17 protein-coding genes are annotated in these 21,508 nt (G+C 63.0%); 10 read left to right on the forward strand and 7 right to left on the reverse strand.

The window, feature by feature from the left end:
* Both Q0P52_RS18100 and Q0P52_RS18105 read right to left on the reverse strand, forming a co-directional pair.
* Entirely contained in the window at positions 1-1,389 is a 1,389-nt protein-coding gene (locus Q0P52_RS18100; protein ID WP_293765864.1) for an aldehyde dehydrogenase family protein, read from the reverse strand.
* The gene (locus tag Q0P52_RS18105; RefSeq protein ID WP_293765865.1) at positions 1,390-2,757 is read right to left on the reverse strand and encodes a glutamine synthetase; all 1,368 of its coding nucleotides are present in this window, start codon (positions 2,755-2,757) and stop codon (positions 1,390-1,392) included. It abuts the gene before it with no gap.
* 259 nt (positions 2,758-3,016) lie between these two features.
* Here Q0P52_RS18105 and Q0P52_RS18110 point away from each other — a divergent pair, with 259 nt between their 5' ends.
* The 4 genes from Q0P52_RS18110 to ampC all read left to right on the forward strand — a co-directional run bounded on the left by Q0P52_RS18110 (position 3,017) and on the right by ampC (position 7,648).
* Positions 3,017-3,892: a MurR/RpiR family transcriptional regulator gene (locus tag Q0P52_RS18110; protein WP_293765866.1), complete on the forward strand. Its 876-nt coding sequence runs from the start codon at positions 3,017-3,019 to the stop codon at positions 3,890-3,892.
* A 63-nt stretch (positions 3,893-3,955) separates the two neighbouring features.
* Complete coding sequence (locus Q0P52_RS18115) at positions 3,956-4,456, forward strand: YajQ family cyclic di-GMP-binding protein (RefSeq protein WP_293765867.1); 501 nt, start codon at positions 3,956-3,958, stop codon at positions 4,454-4,456.
* A gap of 191 nt (positions 4,457-4,647) precedes the next feature.
* A complete protein-coding gene (locus Q0P52_RS18120) occupies positions 4,648-6,249 on the forward strand; it encodes an NAD(P)/FAD-dependent oxidoreductase (RefSeq protein ID WP_293765868.1) in 1,602 nt (533 codons plus the stop codon).
* 241 nt (positions 6,250-6,490) lie between these two features.
* Positions 6,491-7,648 (forward strand): class C beta-lactamase, encoded by a 1,158-nt coding sequence (gene ampC, locus Q0P52_RS18125; RefSeq protein WP_293765869.1) that lies wholly within the window; start codon positions 6,491-6,493, stop codon positions 7,646-7,648.
* A 68-nt stretch (positions 7,649-7,716) separates the two neighbouring features.
* On the opposite strand, the gene Q0P52_RS18130 is transcribed toward ampC, so the two are convergent.
* Positions 7,717-11,334, reverse strand: a complete 3,618-nt coding sequence (locus Q0P52_RS18130) for a hydantoinase B/oxoprolinase family protein (RefSeq protein ID WP_293765870.1) — start codon at positions 11,332-11,334, stop codon at positions 7,717-7,719.
* Positions 11,335-11,363: 29 nt separating this feature from the next.
* Positions 11,364-12,284, reverse strand: a complete 921-nt coding sequence (locus Q0P52_RS18135; protein ID WP_293765871.1) for a LysR family transcriptional regulator — start codon at positions 12,282-12,284, stop codon at positions 11,364-11,366.
* Positions 12,285-12,374: 90 nt separating this feature from the next.
* On the opposite strand from Q0P52_RS18135, the gene Q0P52_RS18140 reads away from it, so the two are divergent.
* From Q0P52_RS18140 to Q0P52_RS18155, 4 genes are all read left to right on the forward strand, one after another.
* Entirely contained in the window at positions 12,375-13,280 is a 906-nt protein-coding gene (locus Q0P52_RS18140) for a DMT family transporter (protein ID WP_293765872.1), read from the forward strand.
* Between the two features lie 116 nt (positions 13,281-13,396).
* The gene (locus Q0P52_RS18145; protein WP_293765873.1) at positions 13,397-13,978 is read left to right on the forward strand and encodes a helix-turn-helix domain-containing protein; all 582 of its coding nucleotides are present in this window, start codon (positions 13,397-13,399) and stop codon (positions 13,976-13,978) included.
* On the forward strand, positions 13,978-14,508 hold the full coding sequence (locus tag Q0P52_RS18150; RefSeq protein ID WP_293765874.1) for a GNAT family N-acetyltransferase: 531 nt from the start codon (positions 13,978-13,980) through the stop codon (positions 14,506-14,508). Before Q0P52_RS18145 ends, Q0P52_RS18150 begins: the two co-directional genes overlap by 1 nt.
* Positions 14,509-14,612: 104 nt before the next feature.
* On the forward strand, positions 14,613-14,924 hold the full coding sequence (locus Q0P52_RS18155) for a DUF962 domain-containing protein (RefSeq protein ID WP_293765875.1): 312 nt from the start codon (positions 14,613-14,615) through the stop codon (positions 14,922-14,924).
* A gap of 63 nt (positions 14,925-14,987) precedes the next feature.
* Here Q0P52_RS18155 and Q0P52_RS18160 read toward each other — a convergent pair whose 3' ends face one another.
* Together Q0P52_RS18160 and speB are read right to left on the reverse strand one after the other, a co-directional pair.
* Positions 14,988-16,085 (reverse strand): polyamine ABC transporter substrate-binding protein, encoded by a 1,098-nt coding sequence (locus Q0P52_RS18160; RefSeq protein ID WP_293765876.1) that lies wholly within the window; start codon positions 16,083-16,085, stop codon positions 14,988-14,990.
* Positions 16,082-17,098, reverse strand: coding sequence for an agmatinase (gene speB, locus Q0P52_RS18165; RefSeq protein WP_293765877.1), 1,017 nt, complete (start codon positions 17,096-17,098; stop codon positions 16,082-16,084). The genes Q0P52_RS18160 and speB overlap by 4 nt, the downstream gene beginning before the upstream one ends.
* 114 nt (positions 17,099-17,212) lie before the next feature.
* Between speB and Q0P52_RS18170 the strand changes: the two genes are divergently transcribed.
* Positions 17,213-18,124, forward strand: coding sequence for a LysR substrate-binding domain-containing protein (locus tag Q0P52_RS18170; protein WP_293765878.1), 912 nt, complete (start codon positions 17,213-17,215; stop codon positions 18,122-18,124).
* A 409-nt stretch (positions 18,125-18,533) separates the two neighbouring features.
* Here the strand turns inward: Q0P52_RS18170 and Q0P52_RS18175 are convergent, their stop codons facing one another.
* Complete coding sequence (locus Q0P52_RS18175; protein ID WP_293765879.1) at positions 18,534-19,814, reverse strand: DEAD/DEAH box helicase; 1,281 nt, start codon at positions 19,812-19,814, stop codon at positions 18,534-18,536.
* Between the two features lie 201 nt (positions 19,815-20,015).
* On the opposite strand from Q0P52_RS18175, the gene hflX reads away from it, so the two are divergent.
* Entirely contained in the window at positions 20,016-21,404 is a 1,389-nt protein-coding gene (gene hflX, locus Q0P52_RS18180; protein WP_293765880.1) for a GTPase HflX, read from the forward strand.
* Positions 21,405-21,508: the final 104 nt, after the last annotated feature.

Consider the following 21,508-nt stretch of genomic DNA (forward strand, 5'->3'; position numbering starts at 1 on the left):
TTACCCCTTGAGATGGAAGGATTTGACGCGGGTGAGTTGGTGGTAGCCCAGCACGGACAGCGATACGCCGCGGCCGGTGTCCTTGACGCCTGTCCAGGCCAGCGCCGGGTCGAGGTAGTCGCAGCGGTTCATGAAGACGGTGCCGGTGGCGATATCGTTGCCCAGCCGGAGTGCGGCCGCGCGGTCTGCCGTCCACAGCGAGGCGGTCAGGCCGTAGGGGCTGTCGTTCATCAGCGCCAGCGCTTGTTCGTCCGACTCCACCGGCATGATGCCGATCACCGGGCCAAAGCTTTCATCGCGCATTACGCTCATGCCGTGATTCACGTTCACCAGCACCTGGGGCGCAAGATAGGCGGTGCCTTCTTGATCGGCGGCGAAGTGGCCGGGCGGAATCAGCGCTTTGGCGCCGGCGGACACCGCGTCGGCAATCTGTTTGCGCACAAAAGCCGCGGCCGAGGCGCGCACCATGGGGCCGAGGTTGGTGTTGGCGTCCAGCGGGTTGCCGAAGCGATAGCCGCGGGTAAGATCGACAAAGCCGTCGACAAACGCGTTGTACAGGCTGCTGTGCACATAGATGCGCTCGATGCCGCAGCAAGACTGCCCGGAGTTGAAGAAAGCGCCGTCCACCAGGTTTTCCACCGCGCTGGCCAGGTCGGCGTCGGCGCGGACATAGGCCGGGTCCTTGCCGCCCAGCTCCAGACCCACGCCGATGAAGCGCTCGCTGGCGGCGGCTTGCTGCACGGCGCGGCCACCGGCGACGGAGCCGGTGAAGGCGACAAAATCAATCTGCGGCGCAGCCACCAGTTTCAGGGTGTCCGCATGGCCAAGATGAAGGGTCTGGAATACGCCGGCAGGCAGCCCGGCGGCATCGAAGGCCTGCTGGAACAGCTCGGCCACCAGCGGGGTTTGCGAGCTGTGTTTGAGAATTACCGTATTGCCGGCCACCAGCGCCGGCACGATGGTGTTGATGGCGGTGAGGAAAGGGTAATTCCACGGGGCCAGCACCAGTACGGTGCCCAGCGGCTCGCGGCGCAGAAAGCGCTCGAAGCCTTCCTTAGGGGCGGGTCGTACGTCGGCGAGCCCTTCTTCCGCAATCGAAATCATGTAGCGCGCGCGCTCTTCCAGGCCGCGCACCTCGCCCGGCGACTGGCTGATGGGACGGCCGATCTGGCGGGTAATGGCTTCGGCGCAGCGGTCCTTGTTGGCCACCAGCCAGTCTACGGCCTTGCCTACCAGCGCCTTGCGTTCGGCCAACGTCGCATTGCGCCAGCCGCGTTGCGCCACCACGGCGCTGTCCAGCGCGGCGGAGACGGCGGAGGCCGTGGAGTAGGGGCGCTCCAGCAGGATGGCGCCGTCAACGGGGGAGACTACGGAATAGGATGTGCTCATTTAGATGATCTCGAAGTAGCGTTTCAATTCCCAATCGGTGACGTGGCGCTGAAACTCGCGCTCTTCCCATTCGCGGGTGGCGGCAAAGTGGTCGACGAAGTCGTCGCCGAACCAGTCGCGCGCCGGGGCGGAGCCCTTGAGGGCCTGTGCGGCGTCCCACAAGGTGCGGTGCAGGCGCAAGTGCTCGGGCGCCTCCATCAAATAGCCGTTGGCGGTGACGGCCTCTTCCGGCTCGATGGCGTTTTCAATGCCGTACAGGCCGGCGGCCAGGCCGCTGGCCAGCGCGAGGTAGGGGTTGGAGTCGGCGCCGGGCAGGCGGTATTCCACGCGTTGCGATTTGTTGCTGCCGGGAATTGCCCGAATGGCCACGGTGCGGTTGTCCACGCCCCATAGCGCGCTGGTGGGCGCCCAGTAGCCGGGCACTAGCCGACGGAAGCTGTTGATGGTGGGCGCGGCCATGCACATGAATTGCGGCATCAGGCGCTGGATGCCGCCAATGAAGTGGCGCATGGTGCGGCTCATGTTGCCGTGCGAGCCTTGCTCAAAGAAGGCGTTGTTGCCGTCGCGGTTTTTCAGCGAGATATGGATGTGGCCGCCCTGGCCGGAGAATTCCTGGTGCCATTTGGCCATATAGCAGATCATGCGGCCCTGTTTTTCCGCCATGACCTTGGAGAAAGTCTTGAAACAGGCGGCGTTGTCGGCGGCAATCATGGCCTTGTCCACGGTCATGGCGGCTTCCAGCGCGCCGGGGCCGGTTTCTTCATGAAAGCCTTCAATCGGCATGGCCATCTGGTCGCACAGATCCAGCAAGCCGCGATAGAACTCGGTGTTCACCGAGTTGCGGATCACCGAGTAACCGAAAGCGCCGGTGCCCAGCGGTTTGGGCTGCTGATAAAGCTTGTCCTGCAACGCTTCGTTGCTTTCGTCGGTGACGAGAAATTCGTATTCAAAGCCGGCCATCGGCTCGAAACCCATCTTGCGGGCGCGCTCCACTACCCGGCGCAGCACGCCACGCGGACAGAGGCCTTCCAGCCGGCCCACCACCTCGCCCTGCACAAAGATCATGTCGCCTTCCAGCGGCAGCTCGCGGCAGGATTCGGGAATCAGCCGGATTTCAGCGTCGCCGTAGCCGCGCCCCCAGCCGGTGAGTTTGGTGTTGTCGTACAGGCGGTCGCCCACATCCCAGCCGAATACCACGTCGCAGAAGCCGAAACCGCCTTCCAGCGCCGACAGGAACTTGTCGCGGGACATGTACTTGCCGCACATCACACCGTCGATGTCTATCAATCCCACCTTGATCTGCTTGAGGCCGCGTTCTTCGACCAGGGCCTTCAAGTCCGTCATCGTCTTTACTTGCCGGGGTTCCATGTTGCTGCTTCCTTCCGTGTCATTTTGATGGGTAACGCTGGATGGGTAGTGCAAACGGCTAGCTGTCCGGCATAGTATTGTTCGTTAGAAAAAATGACTGCAAGTCAATTTTGTAATAAAAATTAGATTGCGCAGCGCAATGTGGATGTAATGCGACAATGCCCCTACACCCTGTCGGCTGCTATCATTGCCGCTGGCCGGCCCGCCTTGCGCGGCGGGCCCGGACCGGCGCCATGCCCGGCCGTTACTGGAGACGCCTGTGAGCAACAATCGGTCGATTGCGGAAGAAATCCGCGTCCTTTTCGAAACCCTCACCCCCACCGAACGCAAAGTGGGACGCGTCTTGCTGGCCAACTACCCGGTAGCCGGTCTGGAGACGGTGGCGCAACTGGCCTTGCGGGCGGACGTCAGCGGCCCCACGGTGCTGAGACTGGTCAGCAAGCTGGGTTTCGACAGTTACACCGGCTTTCAGACCGCGCTGCGCGATGAGCTGGAGGTGCGCTTGCAGTCGCCGCTGGTGCGGCACGATCCGGGTCAGCTCAAGGGCGAAAACGACTTTCTGGTCAGTTACGCGTCGCGCATCAGCCAGCTGATGCAGGAAACCATCGCGCATCTGCCGCGTGCGGAATTCGATGGCGTGGTGGAGTTGCTGGGGGATCGCAAGCAGCGCGTCTGGTTGCTGGGCGGGCGGCTGACCGAGCCGCTGGCGGCCTACTTGGGCCACCACCTCAAGGTGGTGCGGCCGGAGGTGAACCATCTGCGCGGCGTGCCGGCCAGTTGGGCGGATTCGCTGGTGGACATGGGCAAGCACGATGTGCTGGTGGTATTCGATATCCGCCGCTATTGGGAAGGCGCGCTGCAAGTGGCGGAGATGGCCGCGCAGCGCAAGGTGAATGTGCTGTTGTTTACCGATCAGTGGCTGTCGCCCGTGTCGCGGGTGGCGCGGCACACGCTGGCGGCGCATACCGCCGGCCCGTCCGGCTGGGACAGCAATACCCCGCTAATGATGCTGGTAGATGCGGTGATTGCCGGCGTCAATACGCGTCGCTGGGGCGAGATCAGCGACCGGCTGCAAGAAGTGGAAGCGATGCGGGCCCGGTTGGGAGAAGGTTTGCCGAAAGAGGGCGGCGGGTGACAAGGCCTGTCGCTGACACTAAAATGGCGGCCAGCCAATATTGACCGATTTACAGGATTCCCCATGCCGTCTTTTGATATCGTTTCCGAAGTGAACAAGGTAGAAGTGCGCAACGCCGTGGACCAGTCCAACAAGGAAGTGTCTACCCGTTACGACTTCAAGGGCAGCGACGCCCGCATCGAACAAGGCGAAAAGGACATCACCCTGTACGCCGACGCCGAATTCCAGCTCGATCAGGTCAACGAAATCCTTGTGAACAAGCTCTCCAAACGCGGTGTGGACGTGCGGTGCATGGACTACGGCAAGCTGGAAAAGGTGAGCGGCAACAAGGTGAAGAAGGTGCTTACCGTCAAGGAAGGCCTGGAAAGCGATCTGGCCAAGAAGATCGTCAAGTTGATCAAGGACTCCAAGCTCAAGGTGCAGGCCAGCATCCAGGGCGACGCCGTGCGCGTGTCCGGCGCCAAGCGCGATTTGCTGCAGGAATGCATCGCGCTGATGCGCAAGGAAATCGCCGACGACAAGGAAAACGGCTTTCCGCTGCAGTTCAATAATTTCCGCGACTGATACCGGCCTTCGGCCAACCTTGTCGCAGCAATGACAAACCGGCCGCAGAGGCCGGTTTCTCTTTTGCGACACCCTTGGGCGCGGCACTCGTCCTCGCCCGTGATTGCCATTACAATACGCGCCTCGTTGACTAGACACCAACCCGGCCGCCCCGTACTTGATTCCGGGCGGCCCGCCGTTACTGGAATACCATGATCCGCATTGCCGAACTCAAACTCCCGCTCGATCACACGCCGGAGCAACTGGAAGCCGCCATTCTCGATCGCCTCGGCATCAAGCCGCAGGACCTTATCTCCCATACCGTTTTCAAGCGCAGTTACGACGCCCGTCGCGGCGTGATGAGCCTGGTCTACATCCTCGACATGGCCGTGAAGGGCGAGGACAAGATCCTGGCGCGCTTCAAGAGCGACATCCACGTGATGCCGACGCCGGACACCAGCTACCATTTTGTTGGTCGCGCGCCGGAAAACCTCGAGCAGCGACCGCTGGTGGTGGGTTTCGGCCCCTGTGGCATTTTGGCCGCGCTGGTGTTGGCGCAGATGGGTTTTCGCCCCATCGTGCTGGAGCGGGGCAAGAAAGTGCGCGAGCGCACCAAGGACACTTGGGGTCTGTGGCGCAAGAACACGCTGAATCCGGAATCCAACGTCCAGTTTGGCGAAGGCGGCGCCGGCACCTTTTCCGACGGCAAGCTCTACAGCCAGATCAAGGACCCGCGCCATCTGGGCCGCAAGGTACTGACCGAGTTCGTCAAGGCGGGCGCGCCAGAGGAAATCCTCTACATCGCCAAGCCGCACATCGGCACCTTCCGCCTGGTGAGTATGGTGGAGAAAATCCGCGCCGAGATCGAATCTTTGGGCGGTGAAATCCGCTTCCAGCAGCGCGTGACCGACCTGCACATCGAAGACGGCCATGTGCGCGGTGTGACGCTGGCGGACGGCGCGCAGATTCGCGCCGATCATGTGATTCTGGCGCTGGGCCACAGCGCGCGCGACACCTTTGCCATGCTGCATGAGCGCGGCGTGTTCATGGAGGCCAAGCCCTTCTCCGTGGGTTTCCGCATCGAACACCCGCAAACGCTGATCGACAAGGCGCGCTGGGGCAAGCATGCGGGCCATCCGCTGTTGGGCGCGGCGGACTACAAGCTGGTGCATCACGCTAGCAACGGTCGCGCGGTATACAGCTTCTGTATGTGCCCGGGCGGACAGGTGGTAGCCGCCACCTCGGAAGAGGGGCGCGTGGTCACCAATGGCATGAGCCAGTATTCCCGTGCCGAACGCAACGCTAATGCCGGCATGGTGGTCAGCATCAATCCCGAGGATTATCCGGGCGGCGCAATGGCCGGCATCGAGTTCCAGCGCGAGCTGGAAAGCCGCGCCTATGTGCTGGGCGGCGGCACGTACGAGGCGCCGGCGCAGCTGGTGGGGGATTTCCTCGTCGGCCGGCCGTCCACGGCGGTGGGCTCGGTGGTCCCTTCCTATCAGCCCGGCGTGAAGTGGACCGATCTCTCCACCGCCTTGCCGGATTTCTGTATTGCCGCCATGCGCGAAGCGCTGCCGGAATTCGCACGCAAGATTCGCGGTTACGATATGCACGACGCCGTGCTCACCGGCGTGGAAACCCGCACCAGTTCGCCGTTGCGTATCACGCGCGGCGAGGATTTGCAAAGCCTGAATGTGAAGGGCCTGTACCCGGCGGGCGAGGGGGCGGGTTATGCGGGCGGCATTCTTTCCGCCGGCGTGGACGGTATCCGCGTGGCGGAAGCCGTGGCGCAGGAGATTCTGGCCGGGCGTTGATGATGCGACGGTTTCAATCAGCAAACCCGCACGCCGTGCGGGTTTTTTGTTGCTTGCAGTCGGAAGGACGTGATCGCCGCGATACCGCCAGAGCTTGATCATGAAGCTCCCGATATGTGACTTTCGCCGCCTTTGCAGCTTGCCCAACTACCGATGCATGCAATTTTATTATCCCGCGAGGAATCCCCAATGCCCGCAGCAGGTCGTACGGTCAGAGCGCGGCGCGCATGAAAGGAAAATCATGAAACAGCCATTCAAGGTCATGGTGGTCATGGTCGCCTTCGGATTTTTTTCCAAGCCGACGGTTGCGGCAGAGTCAGACCAGCAGCGCATTGCCGACATCATCACACCGCTGATGCGGCAGCATGACATACCCGGCATGGCGGTGGCGGTAGTACAAGGCGATAAACGCTTTGTGCTGACATACGGCCTTGCCGCTGCCGGCGAAGGCAAGCCGGTTAATCGCGACACGCTGTTCGAGTTGGGTTCGATCAGCAAATTGTTTACCGGCTTGTTGGGCGCCTACGCACATGAAACCGGCAAGCTGGACTGGGATGCGCCCGCCAGCCGTTACTGGCCAGCCTTACAGGGCAGCGCCATGGACAAGATCATGATGAAACAACTGGCGACATACAGCGCAGGTGGCTTGCCCTTGCAGTTTCCTGATCGGGTAAAGAACAAGGAAGCCGATATCGCCGACTATTACCGTCAGTGGAAACCTTCCTACCCGGCCGGTGAGCAGCGACTGTATTCCAATCCCAGTATTGGCCTGTTCGGCTTTCTCACCGCAAAAAGTCTGGGCATGCCCTTCGACAAGGCCGTAGAGCAGGTTCTGTTGTCCAAGCTGGACATGCGCAACACGCGGATTGTGCTGCAAGCCGGGGACAAGGCCCGCTATGCTTGGGGGCATGCGGAGGGCGGACAGCGGGTGCGGGTGATGCCGGGGCCGCTTGATTCTGAAGCCTACGGCATCAAATCCAGCGGCGCGGATATGCTCAAGCTGCTTTCGGCCAACATTGACGGCGTGAAAGACCCAGCATTGCAAGCGGCATTGCAGGATACCCAGCGCGTGCGCTACCAGGCAGGCGATTTGCGTCAGGGGCTGGGTTGGGAAATCTATCGTTACCCTGTGGTCTTGCCTGCCTTGTTGGGCGGCAACAGCAACAACATGGCTTTCAATCCACACAAAATCGAATGGCTGAGCAAGCCGGAGCGGCTGCCAGCCGGTCTTTACAACAAAACGGGTTCCACCCGAGGCTTTGGTGCTTATGTGTTGATGGTGCCTGAGCAGAAAATCGGCATCGCCATGCTGGCCAATCGCAACTATCCGAACTCAGAGCGCGTCGCGGCCGGCTACCGTATCCTGTCCGTCTTGCTGGCTTCGCCAGCCAAGGGCTAGGTGCCGTCAAGCGCCAAGGGGCGGAGGCACCCCTTGGCCGCTTTTTATCAGGGCTGCCTGGGTTGTATTCAGGGTTTGCCGAAGCCGCCGCCGCCGGGGGTGTGAATCACCAATGCGTCGCCGGCTTGCATCTCGGCGCTGTCAGCGTAGCCCAGCGGTTGGGTTGCGCCGTTGGCGCGCTCCACCCAGTTGGCCCCCTTGCCGCCGGGCTCGCCGCCCGCCATGCCAAAAGGCGCGGTATCGCGGTTGTTGGCCAGCATGGCCACGGTCATGGGTGCCAGAAAACGCAGCCGTCGCACGACGCCGTCGCCGCCGCGCCAGCGGCCCGCGCCGCCGGAGCCAAGCCGGATGGCGAATTGCTCCAGTCGCACCGGGTAGCGCCACTCCAGCACTTCCGGATCGGTCATGCGCGAGTTGGTCATGTGCGCCTGCGTCGCGCTGGCGCCGTCAAAGCCCTTGCCGGCGCCGTGCCCGCCGGCAATGGTTTCGTAGTACTGGTATTGCGCGTTGCCGAAGGTGAGATTGTTCATGGTGCACTGGCTGGCGGCCAGTCGGCCCAGCGCGCCGTACAGGGCGTTGGTCACGCACATGGAGGTTTCCACATTGCCGGCCACCACTGCGGCCGGATAATCCGGATTGAGCATGCTGCCCGGCGGAATGCGCACCTCCAGCGGCTTGAGGCAGCCGGCGTTGAGCGGGATGTCGTCGTCCACCAGCGTGCGGAACACATACAGCACGGCGGCCATGGCGATGGCTCTGGGCGCGTTGTAATTGCTGGGCAGTTGCGCGGAGGTGCCGGCAAAGTCAATGACGGCAGAGCGAGCGGTGTGATCCACCCGGATAGCTACCCGGATGACGGCGCCGTTGTCCATTGGCAAACAGAACTCGCCATCCTGCAAAGCGCCGATGACGCGACGCACCGCTTCTTCGGCGTTGTCCTGCACATGGCCCATATAGGCGCGGACCACGTCCAGTCCAAAATGGCGCACCATCAGTTTCAGTTCCTGCGCGCCTTTCTCATTGGCCGCCACCTGCGCGCGCAGGTCGGCGATGTTCTGCTGCGGGTTGCGGGCGGGCCAGCGTCCGCTGTTCAGCAGCGCCAGCGTTTCCTGTTCGCGGAACACGCCGCCGGCCACCAGCCGCCAATTGGCGATGCGGATGCCTTCTTCCTCGATGTGACGCGAGTGCGGCGGCACCGAGCCCGGACTGACGCCGCCCACATCGGCATGATGGCCGCGCGAGCCCACGTAAAACAGGATGCGCTCGCCGGCCTCGTCGAATACCGGCGTCACCAGCGTGATGTCCGGCAGGTGCGTACCGCCGTGGTAGGGGTCGTTTAGTGCATAAACATCGCCGGCGCGCATTTGCCCGGCGTTGGCTGCGATCACCGCGCGAATGGATTCACCCATCGAGCCCAGGTGCACCGGCATATGCGGCGCATTGGCGATGAGGTTGCCGGCGTCGTCGAACAGCGCGCAGGAAAAATCCAGTCTTTCCTTGATGTTGACCGAATGGGCGGTGTTTTGCAGGCGCAGACCCATTTGCTCGGCGATGCTCATGAACAGATTGTTGAATACCTCCAGCAACACCGGGTCGGCTTGCGTGCCGATGGCGCGGCGGGCGGGCAGGGGGGCAAGGCGGGTGAGCAGCAAATGATCCTCGGCGGTAACCTCCGCCTGCCAGCCGTCTTCCACCACGGTGGTGGCCACCGGTTCAGCGATGATCGCCGGGCCGGCCAGGATGTCGCCCGGACGCAGCGCGTCCCGCTTATAGAGCCTGGCTTCGCGCCAGCTGCCGCCGCTGAACAGTTGTACGTTTGCGGCAGGAGCAAGGCCGCCCAGTCTCGGCGCGGGCGGCACCTGGCCATCCTGCGGGCTGTCGGCCAGTCCCAGCGCTTCCACCGATACCGCCTCGACCACCAGCGCGCGAGCCGGCATCAGGAAGGAAAAGCGCTGGCGATAGGCCGTTTCAAACGCCTCGCGCATGGCGCAAGCTTGGCCGAAGGGCACTTGCAACGCGCTGTCGCTACCCTGATAGCGCAAATGCGCGCGGCAGTGCGTTTGCAGTCTTGCCTCCGCCACCCCCTGACGGCGCAAGTCCGCCAGCGCCTGCTCCGCCAGATGATCCAGCCGCTGTCGCAGATCCGGCATCAGACTGTCGTCCAGTGTGGCTTCCACGCTTTCTTCACGCATGGCGCTCTGATGGGCAAGGCCCATGCCGAAGGCCGACAGCACCCCGGCCAGCGGGTGGGCGAAGACGGTTTTCATACCCAGGGCGTCGGCCACCAGGCAGGCGTGTTGGCCGCCCGCGCCGCCGAAAGTGCTGAGCGCGTAAGCGGTAACGTCATGCCCGCGCTGTACCGAAATGCGTTTGATGGCATTGGCCATATTGCCGACGGCGATGTCGATAAAGCCGGCCGCCACTTGTTCCGGCGTGCGGCAATCGCCGGTAGCGGCGTTGATGGCGCGTGCCAGTTCGCTGAAGCGCTGGCGGACGATGTCGGCATCCAGCGGCTGATCGGCGGTGGGCCCGAAGACGGCGGGAAAGTGAGCGGGCTGCAACTTGCCCAGCATCACATTGCAATCGGTGACGGTGAGCGGCCCGCCGCGCCGGTAGCAGGCGGGCCCCGGATTGGCGCCGGCGGAATCCGGCCCCACCCGGTAACGGCTGCCGTCGAAGTGCAGGATGGAGCCACCCCCGGCGGCTACCGTGTGGATGCTCATCATGGGGGCGCGCACGCGCACGCCAGCCACCTGGGTATCAAACTCGCGCTCGTATTCGCCGGCAAAATGCGACACGTCGGTGGAGGTGCCGCCCATGTCGAAGCCGATCAGGCGATCCAGCCCGGCCTGCTGGCCGGTGCGCGCCATGCCGACAATACCGCCGGCCGGGCCGGAGAGGATGGCGTCCTTGCCCTGAAAACGCCAGGCGTCGGTCAGGCCCCCGTTGGACTGCATGAATTGCAGATTGACACCCGGCATCTGGGCCGACACTTGCTCCACGTAGCGCCGCAGGATGGGTGACAAATAGGCGTCCACAACGGTGGTGTCGCCGCGCGACACCAGTTTCAGCAGCGGGCTGACTTCGTGCGACACGCTGATCTGGCGGAATCCGGCCTCGCGCGCCCAGTGGGCGACAGCCTGTTCGTGCTGCGGATAACGGTAGCCATGCATCAGTACGATGGCGATGGCGCGCCAGCCTTCGGCAAACGCGGCTTGCAGGGCGGCGCGTGTTGCCGTCTCGTCCAGCGGGGTTACCAGCTCGCCCGTTGCCGACAGTCGCTCGCGCACTTCCACCACCTTGCCGTATAGCGCCGTCGGCAGCGTCACATGCAGATCAAACAGTCGCAGCCTGTGCTGATAGCCGATGCGCAGCGCATCGCCAAAACCTGCGGTGATGAACAGCGCGGTGGGTTCGCCCTTGCGTTCCAGCAAGGAGTTGGTGGCCACGGTGGTACCCATCTTCACGCACTCCACGTCTTGCGCGGTGATGGGCTGGCCGGGCCGCAGTCCCAGCAGTTGCCGAATGCCGGCGACGGCGGCGTCAGGGTATTGCTCGGGATTTTCCGACAGCAGCTTGTGAGTTATCAGCGCGCCGTCCGGGCGCTTGGCCACGATGTCGGTAAAGGTGCCGCCGCGGTCGATCCAGAATTGCCAGCGAGGCGTGTCGGAATGCGCTGTGGTCATGATGTTCCTCGATGTCGGATTGTCGGCGGTCAGGCGGCGGGCGCTTGCAGTCGCGCGGCCAGATAATCGATCAGCGCGCGCACTTTGAGCGAGAGGTAGCGGTTGGGAGGATAGAGCAGCCAGGCCATGCCCTGATAGGCGGTGGTAAAGCGCCAGTCATCCAGCACGGTGCGAATCTTGCCTGCGTCCAGTGCGGCCTGGGCGGTGCATTGCGGCAGCGGCGCAATGCCGAAGTGCGCCAGCACGCCTTCCAACCGCAACTCGCTGTGGTTGACGGCATAGCGGCCATTGACGTTGACGGTGACGCTTTCGCCGCCGCGTTGCAGTTGCCAGCGCTTGTCGCCTTCATGCTCGGCCAGGTAGAGGCATTGATGTTGTGTCAATTCGCGCGGGTGAGCGGGCTCGCCGTGCTCCGCCAGATAGCGCGGCGTGGCGCACAGCAATTGGCGCACCGGCGTCAGGGGACGGCCGGCCAGACCGGGCGGCGGCGTATCGGTGATGCGAATGGTCAGGTCCAGCCCGTCGGCCAGCGGGTCCACGTCGCGATCGCTGATGAACAGCTCCAGTTCCACCTGCGGATGGCTGGCCAGAAAATCCGGCATCAGCGGCGCGATGACAAAGCGGCCAAACGCTTTGGGCATACTGATGCGCAGCTTGCCGCGCGGCTCGTCATGGCGTTGTTGCGCCTGTTGCACGGCTTCGTCGGCGGCGCTGAGCATGCTGCGGCAGTGTTCCAGCATGGCGCGGCCGGCTTCGCTAAGCCGCAGCCGGCGCGTGCTGCGCTCCAGTAGTTTGGCGCCCAGCGCGGCTTCCAGCCGCGCCACTTGCCGGCTGAGTGCCGAGGGCGTCATGCCCAGTTGTCTGGCGGCGGCGGAGAAGCTGCCCCGTTCGGCCACCAGCGCGAATACGGCCATGTCGGGCAACAGGGCAATCAGCTTATTTGTTCCCATGCAGCAAAATTCCTGTTCCGTTTGGCGGGATTATCATGCCTGGAAAAGGTAATGATAATGAGCTTATTGTCGATTTTCTGAAAGCCCCGCATGACTTACTCTCGCCTGCATCAGCGTTTCCCATACTTGCCTGATCTGTTGTTGCTGCTGGTTGCCATGGTGTGGGGCAGCAGCTACGGCATGGCCAAGCTCGCGTTGGCGTTTTACCCGGTGCTGGGCATGCTGGCCTTGCGCTTCGGTCTCAGTTTCATCCTGTTGCTGCCCGCCTTGCGCGCGCTGCGCGAAGCGGCGGTGCGCCGCGCCACGCTTGGCGCTTGCTTGCCGCTGGGCTTGGGTCTGCTGGCGATTTTTCTCTGCGAAACCTACGGCGTGGCGCATACCAGCGCCGCCAATGCTGCTTTCCTCATCAGCCTGTGCCTGGTGCTGACGCCGTTTGCCGAATGGTGGTTGTTGCGGCTCAGGCCCAGCGGCGAAGCGGTACTGATGGCCGGGGTGTCTCTGTCTGGCGCTTGGTTGCTTAGTGGCGGCGCATCATTGCAGCTGAATCTGGGCGATGGCCTGATGCTGCTGGCAGCCGTGCTGCGGGCCCTGATGGTATGCATGACGCGCAAACTCACTGCCGGCAAGCCGGTGGCCACGCTGGCGATGACCGGCTTGCAAGGCTTGGTGATCTGCGTGGGCTGTCTGTTGCTGGCACAGCTGCAGGGCGGTTTGCCGCCGCTGCCGGCCAATCCGGCGTTTTGGGGCAATACCCTGTATCTGGTGGTGTTTTGCACTATCTTCGCCTTTTTTGCCATGAACTACGCCCTGCGGCACAGCAGCGCCACCCGCGTGGCCTTGCTGACCGGCAGCGAGCCGGTATTCGGCGCTTTGTTTGCCGTGCTGTGGCTGGGCGAATCGCTGTCGGTTGCCAGCTGGGTGGGTGGACTGCTGATGGTGGCGGCCAGCCTGTGGACGGTGCGGCCGCGCCGGCAAGCCGCGCTGGCGGAGGCCTGACCCGGCTGCCTGCAAGGGCTTACTGCATGGGCTTGGTCGTGGGGCCGGGTATATGAAGAGCCTGATTGGTATTGATTTCCTGTTTTTTGGAATTAAAAATCCAGTATGGTGGAAAAATGCAAATCGATACTCTTCTGGCGCGCCGGGTGCGCGAGCTGCGCAAGCGGCAGGGCTTGTCGCTGGACGGCCTTGCCCAGCTGAGCGGCGTCAGCCGCTCCATGATCTCCCTGATAGAGCGGGAGGAAACCAGCCCCACTGCGGCTGTGCTCAATAAGCTGGCCGACGCGCTGGGCGTGCCGCTGGCCTCACTGTTTGCCGAAGAGCCGGACGACGCGCCGGCCTCGCCGCTCAACCCTGCCAGCCTGCAGGCAGTATGGCGCGACCCGGCGTCCGGTTACTCGCGCCGGCATCTTTCCCCCGGCGCATTTCCCTCTCCGCTGGAATTGGCGGAAGTAAGCTTTCCAGCCGGCCAGAGCGTGACGTTCGACAACCCGCTGCGCAGCATGACCACGCACCAGCAACTGTGGCTGATGGAAGGCGAGATGGTAATCGACCTGGATGGCGAATGCTGGCGACTGCACGCCGGCGATTGCCTGGCCATGGTGCTGGGGCAGCGCATCGTTTTTCACAATCCGGGCGCAGTGGCGGCGCGATATCTGCTGGCGCTGACTACCGTGCCTGCAACAAGGAGAAATTGATGAATGGACAGCGCATTGTGGCCTGCACCCATGAGCGGCATGCCGAGGCCATTCTGGCCATTTTCAATGACGCCATTCTGACGTCCACCGCGCTTTACGATTACCAGCCGCGTCCGCTCGACAGCATGACGGGCTGGTTTGAGGCCAAACGGAAGGGCGGTTTTCCAGTGATGGGTGTGGAGGACTCCAGCGGCCAGTTGCTGGGTTTTGGGAGCTACGGCGCTTTCCGCGCCTGGCCGGCTTACAAGTACACGGTGGAGCACTCGGTGTATGTGCGCAATGACTGTCGCGGGCAGGGGCTGGGCCTCACGCTGATGCGAGAACTGATTTCCGCCGCTCGCGCGCAGAACGTGCACGCGATGATGGGCGGTATAGACGCCAGCAACGCCGGCAGCATCGCGCTGCATGAACGCCTGGGATTTCGCCACGTGGGTACCTTGCCGGAAGTCGGCTTCAAGTTTGGTCGCTGGCTGGATCTGGCCTTTTATCAATTGCTGCTGGATACGCCCTTGCAACCGGTGGATGGCTGAGGCCGCGCACTCTGGCGCGGGCACTGCAGCGTGCAGTGTATGAAACGGTAAGAGATCAGGACTATGAGATCAGAACGGGGCGCGCCCCCGTGGAGGGGTGTCGGATGCAGCCTTATGCAAGTTTTGCCGAGTTTTATCCCTTTTATCTGTCGCAACACCGGCACCCGGTTTGCCGAAGCCTGCACCTTGCCGGGACCTTGCTCAGTCTCGCCCTGGCGCTGTTTGCGCTGTGGCAGGGCGCTTGGTGGCTGATCGCGGCGGCGCTGGCGCAGGGCTATGCCTTTGCCTGGGTGGGGCATTTCGTGTTCGAGCATAATCGCCCGGCCACTTTTCGTTACCCCTTGTACAGTTTCATGGGCGATTGGGTGATGGCTTGGCAAATCGTCACCGGCAGCCTGCCCGCCGCACAGGAGTGATAACCCTGGCGGCGTAGCGGCTTGCCCCGGGCGCAGTCAATGACGGCGCCCGGGGCGGGCAAGTTACCGACCAGTCTTGAACTGCGTCCAGAGCCGGGTTTGCAGGCGCTGGATGTCGGCGGGAATCACCTTTTCCATTTTCAGCGTGGCCATGACGCTGTCGGGCGGGAAAACCGCCTGGTCGTTGCGGATGTCGGCGCTGACCAAGGCCCGGCCGGGCAGGTTGGCGTTGGGGTAGAACACTTCGTTGGTGATTTCGGCCTGCACCTCGGGCTTGAGGATGTAATTGATCCAGCGCAGGGCGGCTTCCGGATGCGGCGCATCCTTGGGGATGGCCATTACTTGGAAGGACAGCAGGCTGCCTTCTTTCGGAATGTAGTATTTCAACTCATAGCCGCGATGCGCTTCGCGCGCCCTGCGCGCGGCCATGCTCACGTCGCCGGACCACGCCAGCGCAAAACAGATGTCGCCATTGGCCAGGTCATTGATATAACCGTTGCTGTTGAACTGGGTAATGTATGGCCGGATTTTGCGCAGCAGCTCGAAAGCTTGCTGGTAGTCGGTGGGATTCCGGCTGTTGGGGTCCTTGCCCAGATGAATCAACGCAGCGGCAAAGCCATCCTGCGGCGAATCCAGCATGGAGACGCCGCAATCTTTCAGGCGGGCCAGCAGGTCGGGTCGGAATAGTGTGTCCCAGTGGTCCAGCGGCGCGTCTTTGCCCAGCCGTTTTTGCACCATGGTCAGATTGTAGGCAAGGCCGGTGGTGCCCCAGGCCCAGGGCACGGTGTAGCGATTGTTTTTGTCCGCTTCCGCCAGAAATTTCATCAGGCGCGGATCAAGATTGCCCAGATTGGGCAGCTTGCTTTTGTCCAGCGGCTGATACACGCCGGCTTCAATCTGCTTGCCGGCGAAGCTGGCGCTGGGCACCACCACATCGTAGCCGGCCTTGCCGGTCAGCAGCTTGGCCTGCAGGGTTTCATCGCCGTCAAAAACATCGTATTTCACCTTGATGCCGCTCTCTTTTTCAAAGCGGGGCACGGTGGCTTTGGCAATGAAATCGGACCAGTTGTACAGATTGAGCCCAGCCGGTTCGGCGCGGCTGGTGTTGGCAACCGCCATGGCGACAAGGCCCAGCGTCAGCAGGGAAAGGGGCTTGGTCATTGCGCAGCCTCCGCGTGTGTATCGTGCAAGCCGATGGGCGCGGGACAGCCGGTGACGGCCAGTTTGCGCTGCCGCCACAGACAGAGCATGTCGAAGGCGATGTGCGCCGCCGCCAGCGCAGTGATGCCGGCCTGGTCGTATGGGGCCGATACTTCCACCACATCCATGCCCACAATATCCAGCCCGCCCAGGCCGCGCAGTATCTCCAGCGCCTGCGCCGTGCTGAGTCCGCCGCAGACCGGGGTGCCGGTGCCGGGCGCAAAAGCGGGATCAAGACAGTCGATGTCAAAGGTCAGATAGGCAGGGCGGTCGCCCACAATCCGCTGAATGGCGGCGATGACAGCCGCCGGACCATGTTGATGCACCCAGCGCGCATCGAGCACGTTCACCCCCATGAAGTCTTCGTTCCAGGTGCGGATGCCCACCTGGACGGAATGCGCCGGGTCGATCAGACCGTACTTGATGGCCTTGTAGAACATGGTGCCGTGATTGAGCGAGCCTGCCTCATCATCCGGCCAAGTGTCGCAGTGCGCGTCAAAGTGAATCAGCGCCAGGGCTTGTCCGGTTTTTTCCACATGCGCTTGCAGCAAGGGATAGGTCACATAATGGTCGCCGCCCAGCGTCAGCATACGTCCGCCCGCCGCCAACAAGCGCCGCGCATGGGCCACGATGCCGGCGTGCAGTGTGGCGGGCTGGTGCACGTCCAGCCAGCAGTCGCCCGCGTCGATGACCGCTAGGTCGTCAAAGGGATTGAAGCCCCAAGGGTAGCCGGCTTCTTCCGCCACTTGCACCGAGGCCGCTCGGATGGCGGCGGGGCCGAGGCGGGCGCCGGGGCGATAAGTGGTGGCTAGGTCCAGAGGGATGCCGCTGACGATAACATCAGCGTTTTGAATATCTGTAGAGTAATTGCGGCGAGCGAACGATAGCGCGCCGGCAAAGGTGTTCTCCGGGGTGTGGCCCAGAAGCGATGTGCGCTTCAGCGCGCCATCGCCTTTAATTTGCTGATTTTCCAATTGCAGTCTCCCTTACATTGCAGCGTCGTTGAATAAGACGCGCCTAGTATTTGGTAATCCTCACAACGCTGAAAAGCGATAAAATTGACTCAAGCAATCGAAAAATTTAATACCATGCACAAGCGACTTCCCCCCATGCAGAGCTTGCTGGCCTTTGAGGCCGCAGCGCGACACGGCAATTTTTCTCGCGCCGCTGAAGAGCTGGCCTTGACGCAATCGGCTGTCAGTCATCAGATCCAGTTGCTGGAAGATTGGGTGCGACAGCCGCTGTTTCGGCGCATTGGTCGCGGCGTGGCGCTTACCGGAGCGGGAGAGGTGTTTCTGCAAACGGCAAGAGATACCCTGCGGCTGATCAGCGAGGGGCGAGACCGTATTGAGCCGTATCGCAATATGAATTCCGTCCTGATCTGGTGCGGGCGGGATTTTGCGGCGGGCGCGCTCATGCAGTGGTTGCCGGGCCTGCACGCGGCGTTTCCGGATATTGAGGTGTGGGTGGTAACAGGCAGTGAACTGAGGGAATTCGATCGCATCGATGTGGACCTCATCGTATCGTCCCGGCCCATCCGGCATGACGATGTCTCGGTCTCGCCACTTTTGCAGGACCGTGAGCTGGCGGTGTGCAGCCCGACGTTGCATGCGCGACTGTCCCGGATGGCGTTTCCGCAATGTCTGTCCGCCGCCGCCTTGCTACATGACGAGCGGAGGCCGGATTGGGCGCCATGGTTGCCAGCGCTCAGGCAACAGGGTTTGCCGCTGCGCAGGGGAGCCACCTTCGAAGACGCTGCGCTGTTGATGGCGGCGGCGGAACGAGGGCTGGGCATTGCCAGGCTGTCGGCTTCACTGGTTGCCGGCGCGATCGAGGCCGGTAGCCTGGCGCATTTGAGCCAGGTGCCGACGGAGGTTGGCGATACCCTCTGGCTGATGAAACCCAAAGGCGCGGCGCGCACTCCTGTTGCCGAGGCGGTGTGGCGCTGGTTGCTGGAGCGGGGGCGGCTGTTTGACGAGATGGCATCGCCGAGTGCGTGAGCGCCGGCCTCCTTGTTGCTGACGGCCGAGCGAGGGGTGGAATGCCATTCTTGCACGGCTTCGGCCAACCTTCTTCTTGCCTTGATGCTTGTCGGCCCAGCTTTGCTGAGCTAGTCCATTGGCGGCTGTATCACGAAGGTCATCGGTAGCGAGCTGTGCCCTGCCGCCGACAAGGCGGACAACTGTCGCAAGGCGATCTGCCCCGGAGTTTCTCTGCCACTGCGCAGCTGGACCGCTTGCGTGCCTCCCTGTCGCCGCGTGCAGAAAACGCAGACGGCCTGCTCAATTCAACAGGCCTTCTGCCTTAATCATGCAAGGGTGGCGGTATGTCGCCTCTTGCCTGAACCTGTCATCCCGGTAGCCAGGACGATCGCAACGCGGGGTGGCGCTATCGGTGCGAATCCGACAGTCATGGCGCGTCCGGCTGGTCCTCAGTCTGCTGTTGCGCGGCGGCTTCACGCAACTTGTCTTTCTTGCTCTTGCGTTTGCCCTTGATGCCGCCGTTGCCGGTGTGGTCCACAGCCAGCCCTGCCTGGGCCGGGTTTGCGGTGTCGGTCGGCTCGAAACCGGCAATCTGTTCGCGCGGCAGTTGCAGCTGCTGGCGCTTTTCGATCAGCTTGAAATGGGCGGCGCAGTCGGCGCTGATGAAGCTGATGGCTTCGCCGCTGGCGCCGGCGCGGCCAGTGCGGCCGATGCGATGAATGTAGTCCACCGGCGAGCGCGGCAGGTCGTAGTTGACTACCACCGGCAGGCGGGGAATGTCGATGCCCCGGGCCGCCACGTCGGTAGCCACCAGCACCTGCAAGCGTCCGGATTTGATATCCGCGACAACCTGGCCTCGTTGTCCCTGGCTGCAGTCGCCATGCAGGGCGGCGGCGCTGATGCCGGCGCTTTGCAGCTTGCCGGTGACGCGGTCTGCAGTGTGCCGGCTGGCCACGAACACCAGCACCCGGTCCCAGCCATGGCTCTGGAGCAGGTGGCGCAGCAGCATGGTGCGCCGGGCGGCATCTACTTCAATGGCGCGTTGGTTAATGTCCGGCGCGGTGTCGGCGGTTTGCGCAATGTCGATGCGCAGCGGCTGGCTCAGCAGTTGCTCCGCCAACTGGCGAACAGCGGACGGGAAGGTGGCGGAAAACAGCAGATTTTGCCGATAGGGCGGCAGCATGGCCAGCAGGCTGCCCAGTTCATCCGCAAAGCCCAGATCCAACAGGCGGTCGGCTTCGTCCAGTACCAGAGTGCTGACGGAAGACAGCGTCAGGGCATTGTGGGCGATCAGGTCCAGCAGGCGGCCGGGCGTGGCAACGACGATATCGGCACCGCCGCGCAGAGCCATCATTTGCGGGTTGATGGATACGCCGCCAAAGACTACGGCCACCTTCAGGCGACGCGGCAGGGACAGGGAGAGGTCGCGCAGGAGGTGGCCGACCTGAACCGCTAGCTCCCGCGTGGGCAACAGAATCAGCGACTGAACCTGGCGTGGCGAGCCCTGGCGACTGTTCAGCCATTGCTGCAGCAGCGGTAGGCAGAAGGCCGCTGTCTTGCCGGAGCCGGTTTGGGCTGTGGCCAGTACATCGCGTCCCTGCAAAATGGCGGGAATGGCAGCGCTCTGAATGGCGGTGGGGGCCGTGTAGTCCTGATTGTGGGCGGCCTGGGTCAGTGCGGCTTGCAAGCCCAAAGATGTGAATGGCATGAATGGCGACGGGTGTGAGAGTGAAAGCCTGGCGGCCTTGGGCCGCAGGAGTATCGGCTGCGACCGCCATGCGGTCAAGGGCTGGGCCTGTGATTCGCGCGGCGGCGGGCCGGGCCATGGCGGCTGGTCGCGCATCCGGTCGGCGGACCGTGCCATTTGTGAGTAAAATCGGGGCTCACTACCAAATAAAGCAAGCCGCACATGCCATCAGAAGTCAAAGAGAAGCCCCGCTACGCCCTTGTGGCCTCGGTCCAGTTGCCGGAGGTCAGCGACGTTGAGTTCGAGGCCTCGCTCGCCGAACTGAGCGAATTGGCCAAGACGCTGGGTTTTCAAGTGCTGCAGACCTTTGTTCAAAAGCGCAACAGCTTTGATCGCACGGCCTATCTGGGCGTGGGCAAGCTGGAAGAAATCAGCATGTTCGTCAATCGCGGCATCCGCAATGACGAACTGGATGAAGAGCAGCAAGAACCGGACTCCGGTACTGTCGAGTTTGACGTATTGCTGGTGGACCATGAAATATCGCCATCGCAGGCGCGCAATCTGGAGCTGGCAGTGGGTTGTCAGGTGATGGATCGCACGATGGTCATTCTGGAGATTTTCCATCGCAACGCCCGCTCTCGCGCAGCGCGCGCGCAGGTGGAAATCGCCCGCCTCAGCTATATGGCCCCGCGCTTGCGCGAAGCGGCCAAGCTGGCCGGCCCGCAGGGCAGGCAACGCAGCGGCATGGGGGGGCGCGGCGCGGGCGAGTCGCATACCGAGCTGGACCGTCGCAAAGTGCGTGATCGCATTGCCGAACTGCAACGCGAAATCATCGCCATGGAGCTGGAGCGCAAAACCCAGCGCGCGCGCCGCGTTGAACGTCAGGGACAAGGGCTGGGCGGTGTGTCGCTGGTGGGTTATACCAATGCCGGCAAGTCCACGCTGATGCGGGCGTTAACCGGCAGCGAGGTGCTGGTGGCCAACAAGCTGTTTGCCACACTGGACACTACTGTGCGCGCGCTGTACCCGGAAAGCGTGCCGCGCGTGCTGGTGAGCGACACGGTTGGCTTCATCAAGAACCTGCTGCACGGTCTGGTGGCCTCTTTCAAGTCCACGCTGGAAGAAGCGCTGGACGCAACGCTCCTGCTGCATGTGATCGATGCCAGCGACCCTGGTTTCCAGCGTCAGCTGGAAGTGACGGACGAGGTGCTGCGGGAAATCGGCGCCGACGAAGTGCCGCGCATTCGCGTGTTCAACAAAATTGATCATGTTGGCAACGAGGCCGAGCAAGCAGCATGGGCCGCAGAGTTGCGGGAGCGCTACCCGGGTTGCGTGGTGATGAGCGCGCGTCGCCCGGAGGATGTGACCAGCCTGCGCGCGGCCATCGTGTCTTTCTTCCAGCAGGATTTGGTGGAAGACGAGCTGCTGCTGCCATGGTCGGCGCAGCAGCTGCGTGGTGAAATCTACGGTCACTGCCAGGTGCTGGAAGAGCGCGCCGAGGAAGAGGGCAGCTGGTTCCGCGTGCGCGGCGAGCCGGAAAAACTGCGCAGCCTGCGCGAGCAGCTCAATCCGGGCTCGCAAGGCCGGGTAAAGGAATATTGGGAGGTTTGAGGCGAGTGCCGCTTGCCCGGGTCTTTCCCGCGGGGGGCTTGGGGCTTGTTGGGCTTTGTTGCACAAATCAGCCACAGGTCGAACTACCCCAATCCCCAGACGGA

The organism is uncultured Aquitalea sp. (assembly GCF_945957525.1).
In the GTDB taxonomy this organism is placed as follows: Bacteria; Pseudomonadota; Gammaproteobacteria; order Burkholderiales; family Chromobacteriaceae; genus Aquitalea.

Bases quoted from the DNA above. Each gene is read 5' to 3' on its own strand.
- Q0P52_RS18100 (WP_293765864.1), bottom strand. From the start codon at position 1,389: ATGAGCACATCCTATTCCGTAGTCTCCCCCGTTGACGGCGCCATCCTG.
- Q0P52_RS18105 (WP_293765865.1), bottom strand. From the start codon at position 2,757: ATGGAACCCCGGCAAGTAAAGACGATGACGGACTTGAAGGCCCTGGTC.
- Q0P52_RS18115 (WP_293765867.1), top strand. From the start codon at position 3,956: ATGCCGTCTTTTGATATCGTTTCCGAAGTGAACAAGGTAGAAGTGCGC.
- Q0P52_RS18120 (WP_293765868.1), top strand. From the start codon at position 4,648: ATGATCCGCATTGCCGAACTCAAACTCCCGCTCGATCACACGCCGGAG.
- ampC (WP_293765869.1), top strand. From the start codon at position 6,491: ATGAAACAGCCATTCAAGGTCATGGTGGTCATGGTCGCCTTCGGATTT.
- Q0P52_RS18130 (WP_293765870.1), bottom strand. From the start codon at position 11,334: ATGACCACAGCGCATTCCGACACGCCTCGCTGGCAATTCTGGATCGAC.
- Q0P52_RS18135 (WP_293765871.1), bottom strand. From the start codon at position 12,284: ATGGGAACAAATAAGCTGATTGCCCTGTTGCCCGACATGGCCGTATTC.
- Q0P52_RS18140 (WP_293765872.1), top strand. From the start codon at position 12,375: ATGACTTACTCTCGCCTGCATCAGCGTTTCCCATACTTGCCTGATCTG.
- Q0P52_RS18145 (WP_293765873.1), top strand. From the start codon at position 13,397: ATGCAAATCGATACTCTTCTGGCGCGCCGGGTGCGCGAGCTGCGCAAG.
- Q0P52_RS18150 (WP_293765874.1), top strand. From the start codon at position 13,978: ATGAATGGACAGCGCATTGTGGCCTGCACCCATGAGCGGCATGCCGAG.
- Q0P52_RS18155 (WP_293765875.1), top strand. From the start codon at position 14,613: ATGCAGCCTTATGCAAGTTTTGCCGAGTTTTATCCCTTTTATCTGTCG.
- Q0P52_RS18160 (WP_293765876.1), bottom strand. From the start codon at position 16,085: ATGACCAAGCCCCTTTCCCTGCTGACGCTGGGCCTTGTCGCCATGGCG.
- Q0P52_RS18170 (WP_293765878.1), top strand. From the start codon at position 17,213: ATGCACAAGCGACTTCCCCCCATGCAGAGCTTGCTGGCCTTTGAGGCC.
- Q0P52_RS18175 (WP_293765879.1), bottom strand. From the start codon at position 19,814: ATGCCATTCACATCTTTGGGCTTGCAAGCCGCACTGACCCAGGCCGCC.
- hflX (WP_293765880.1), top strand. From the start codon at position 20,016: ATGCCATCAGAAGTCAAAGAGAAGCCCCGCTACGCCCTTGTGGCCTCG.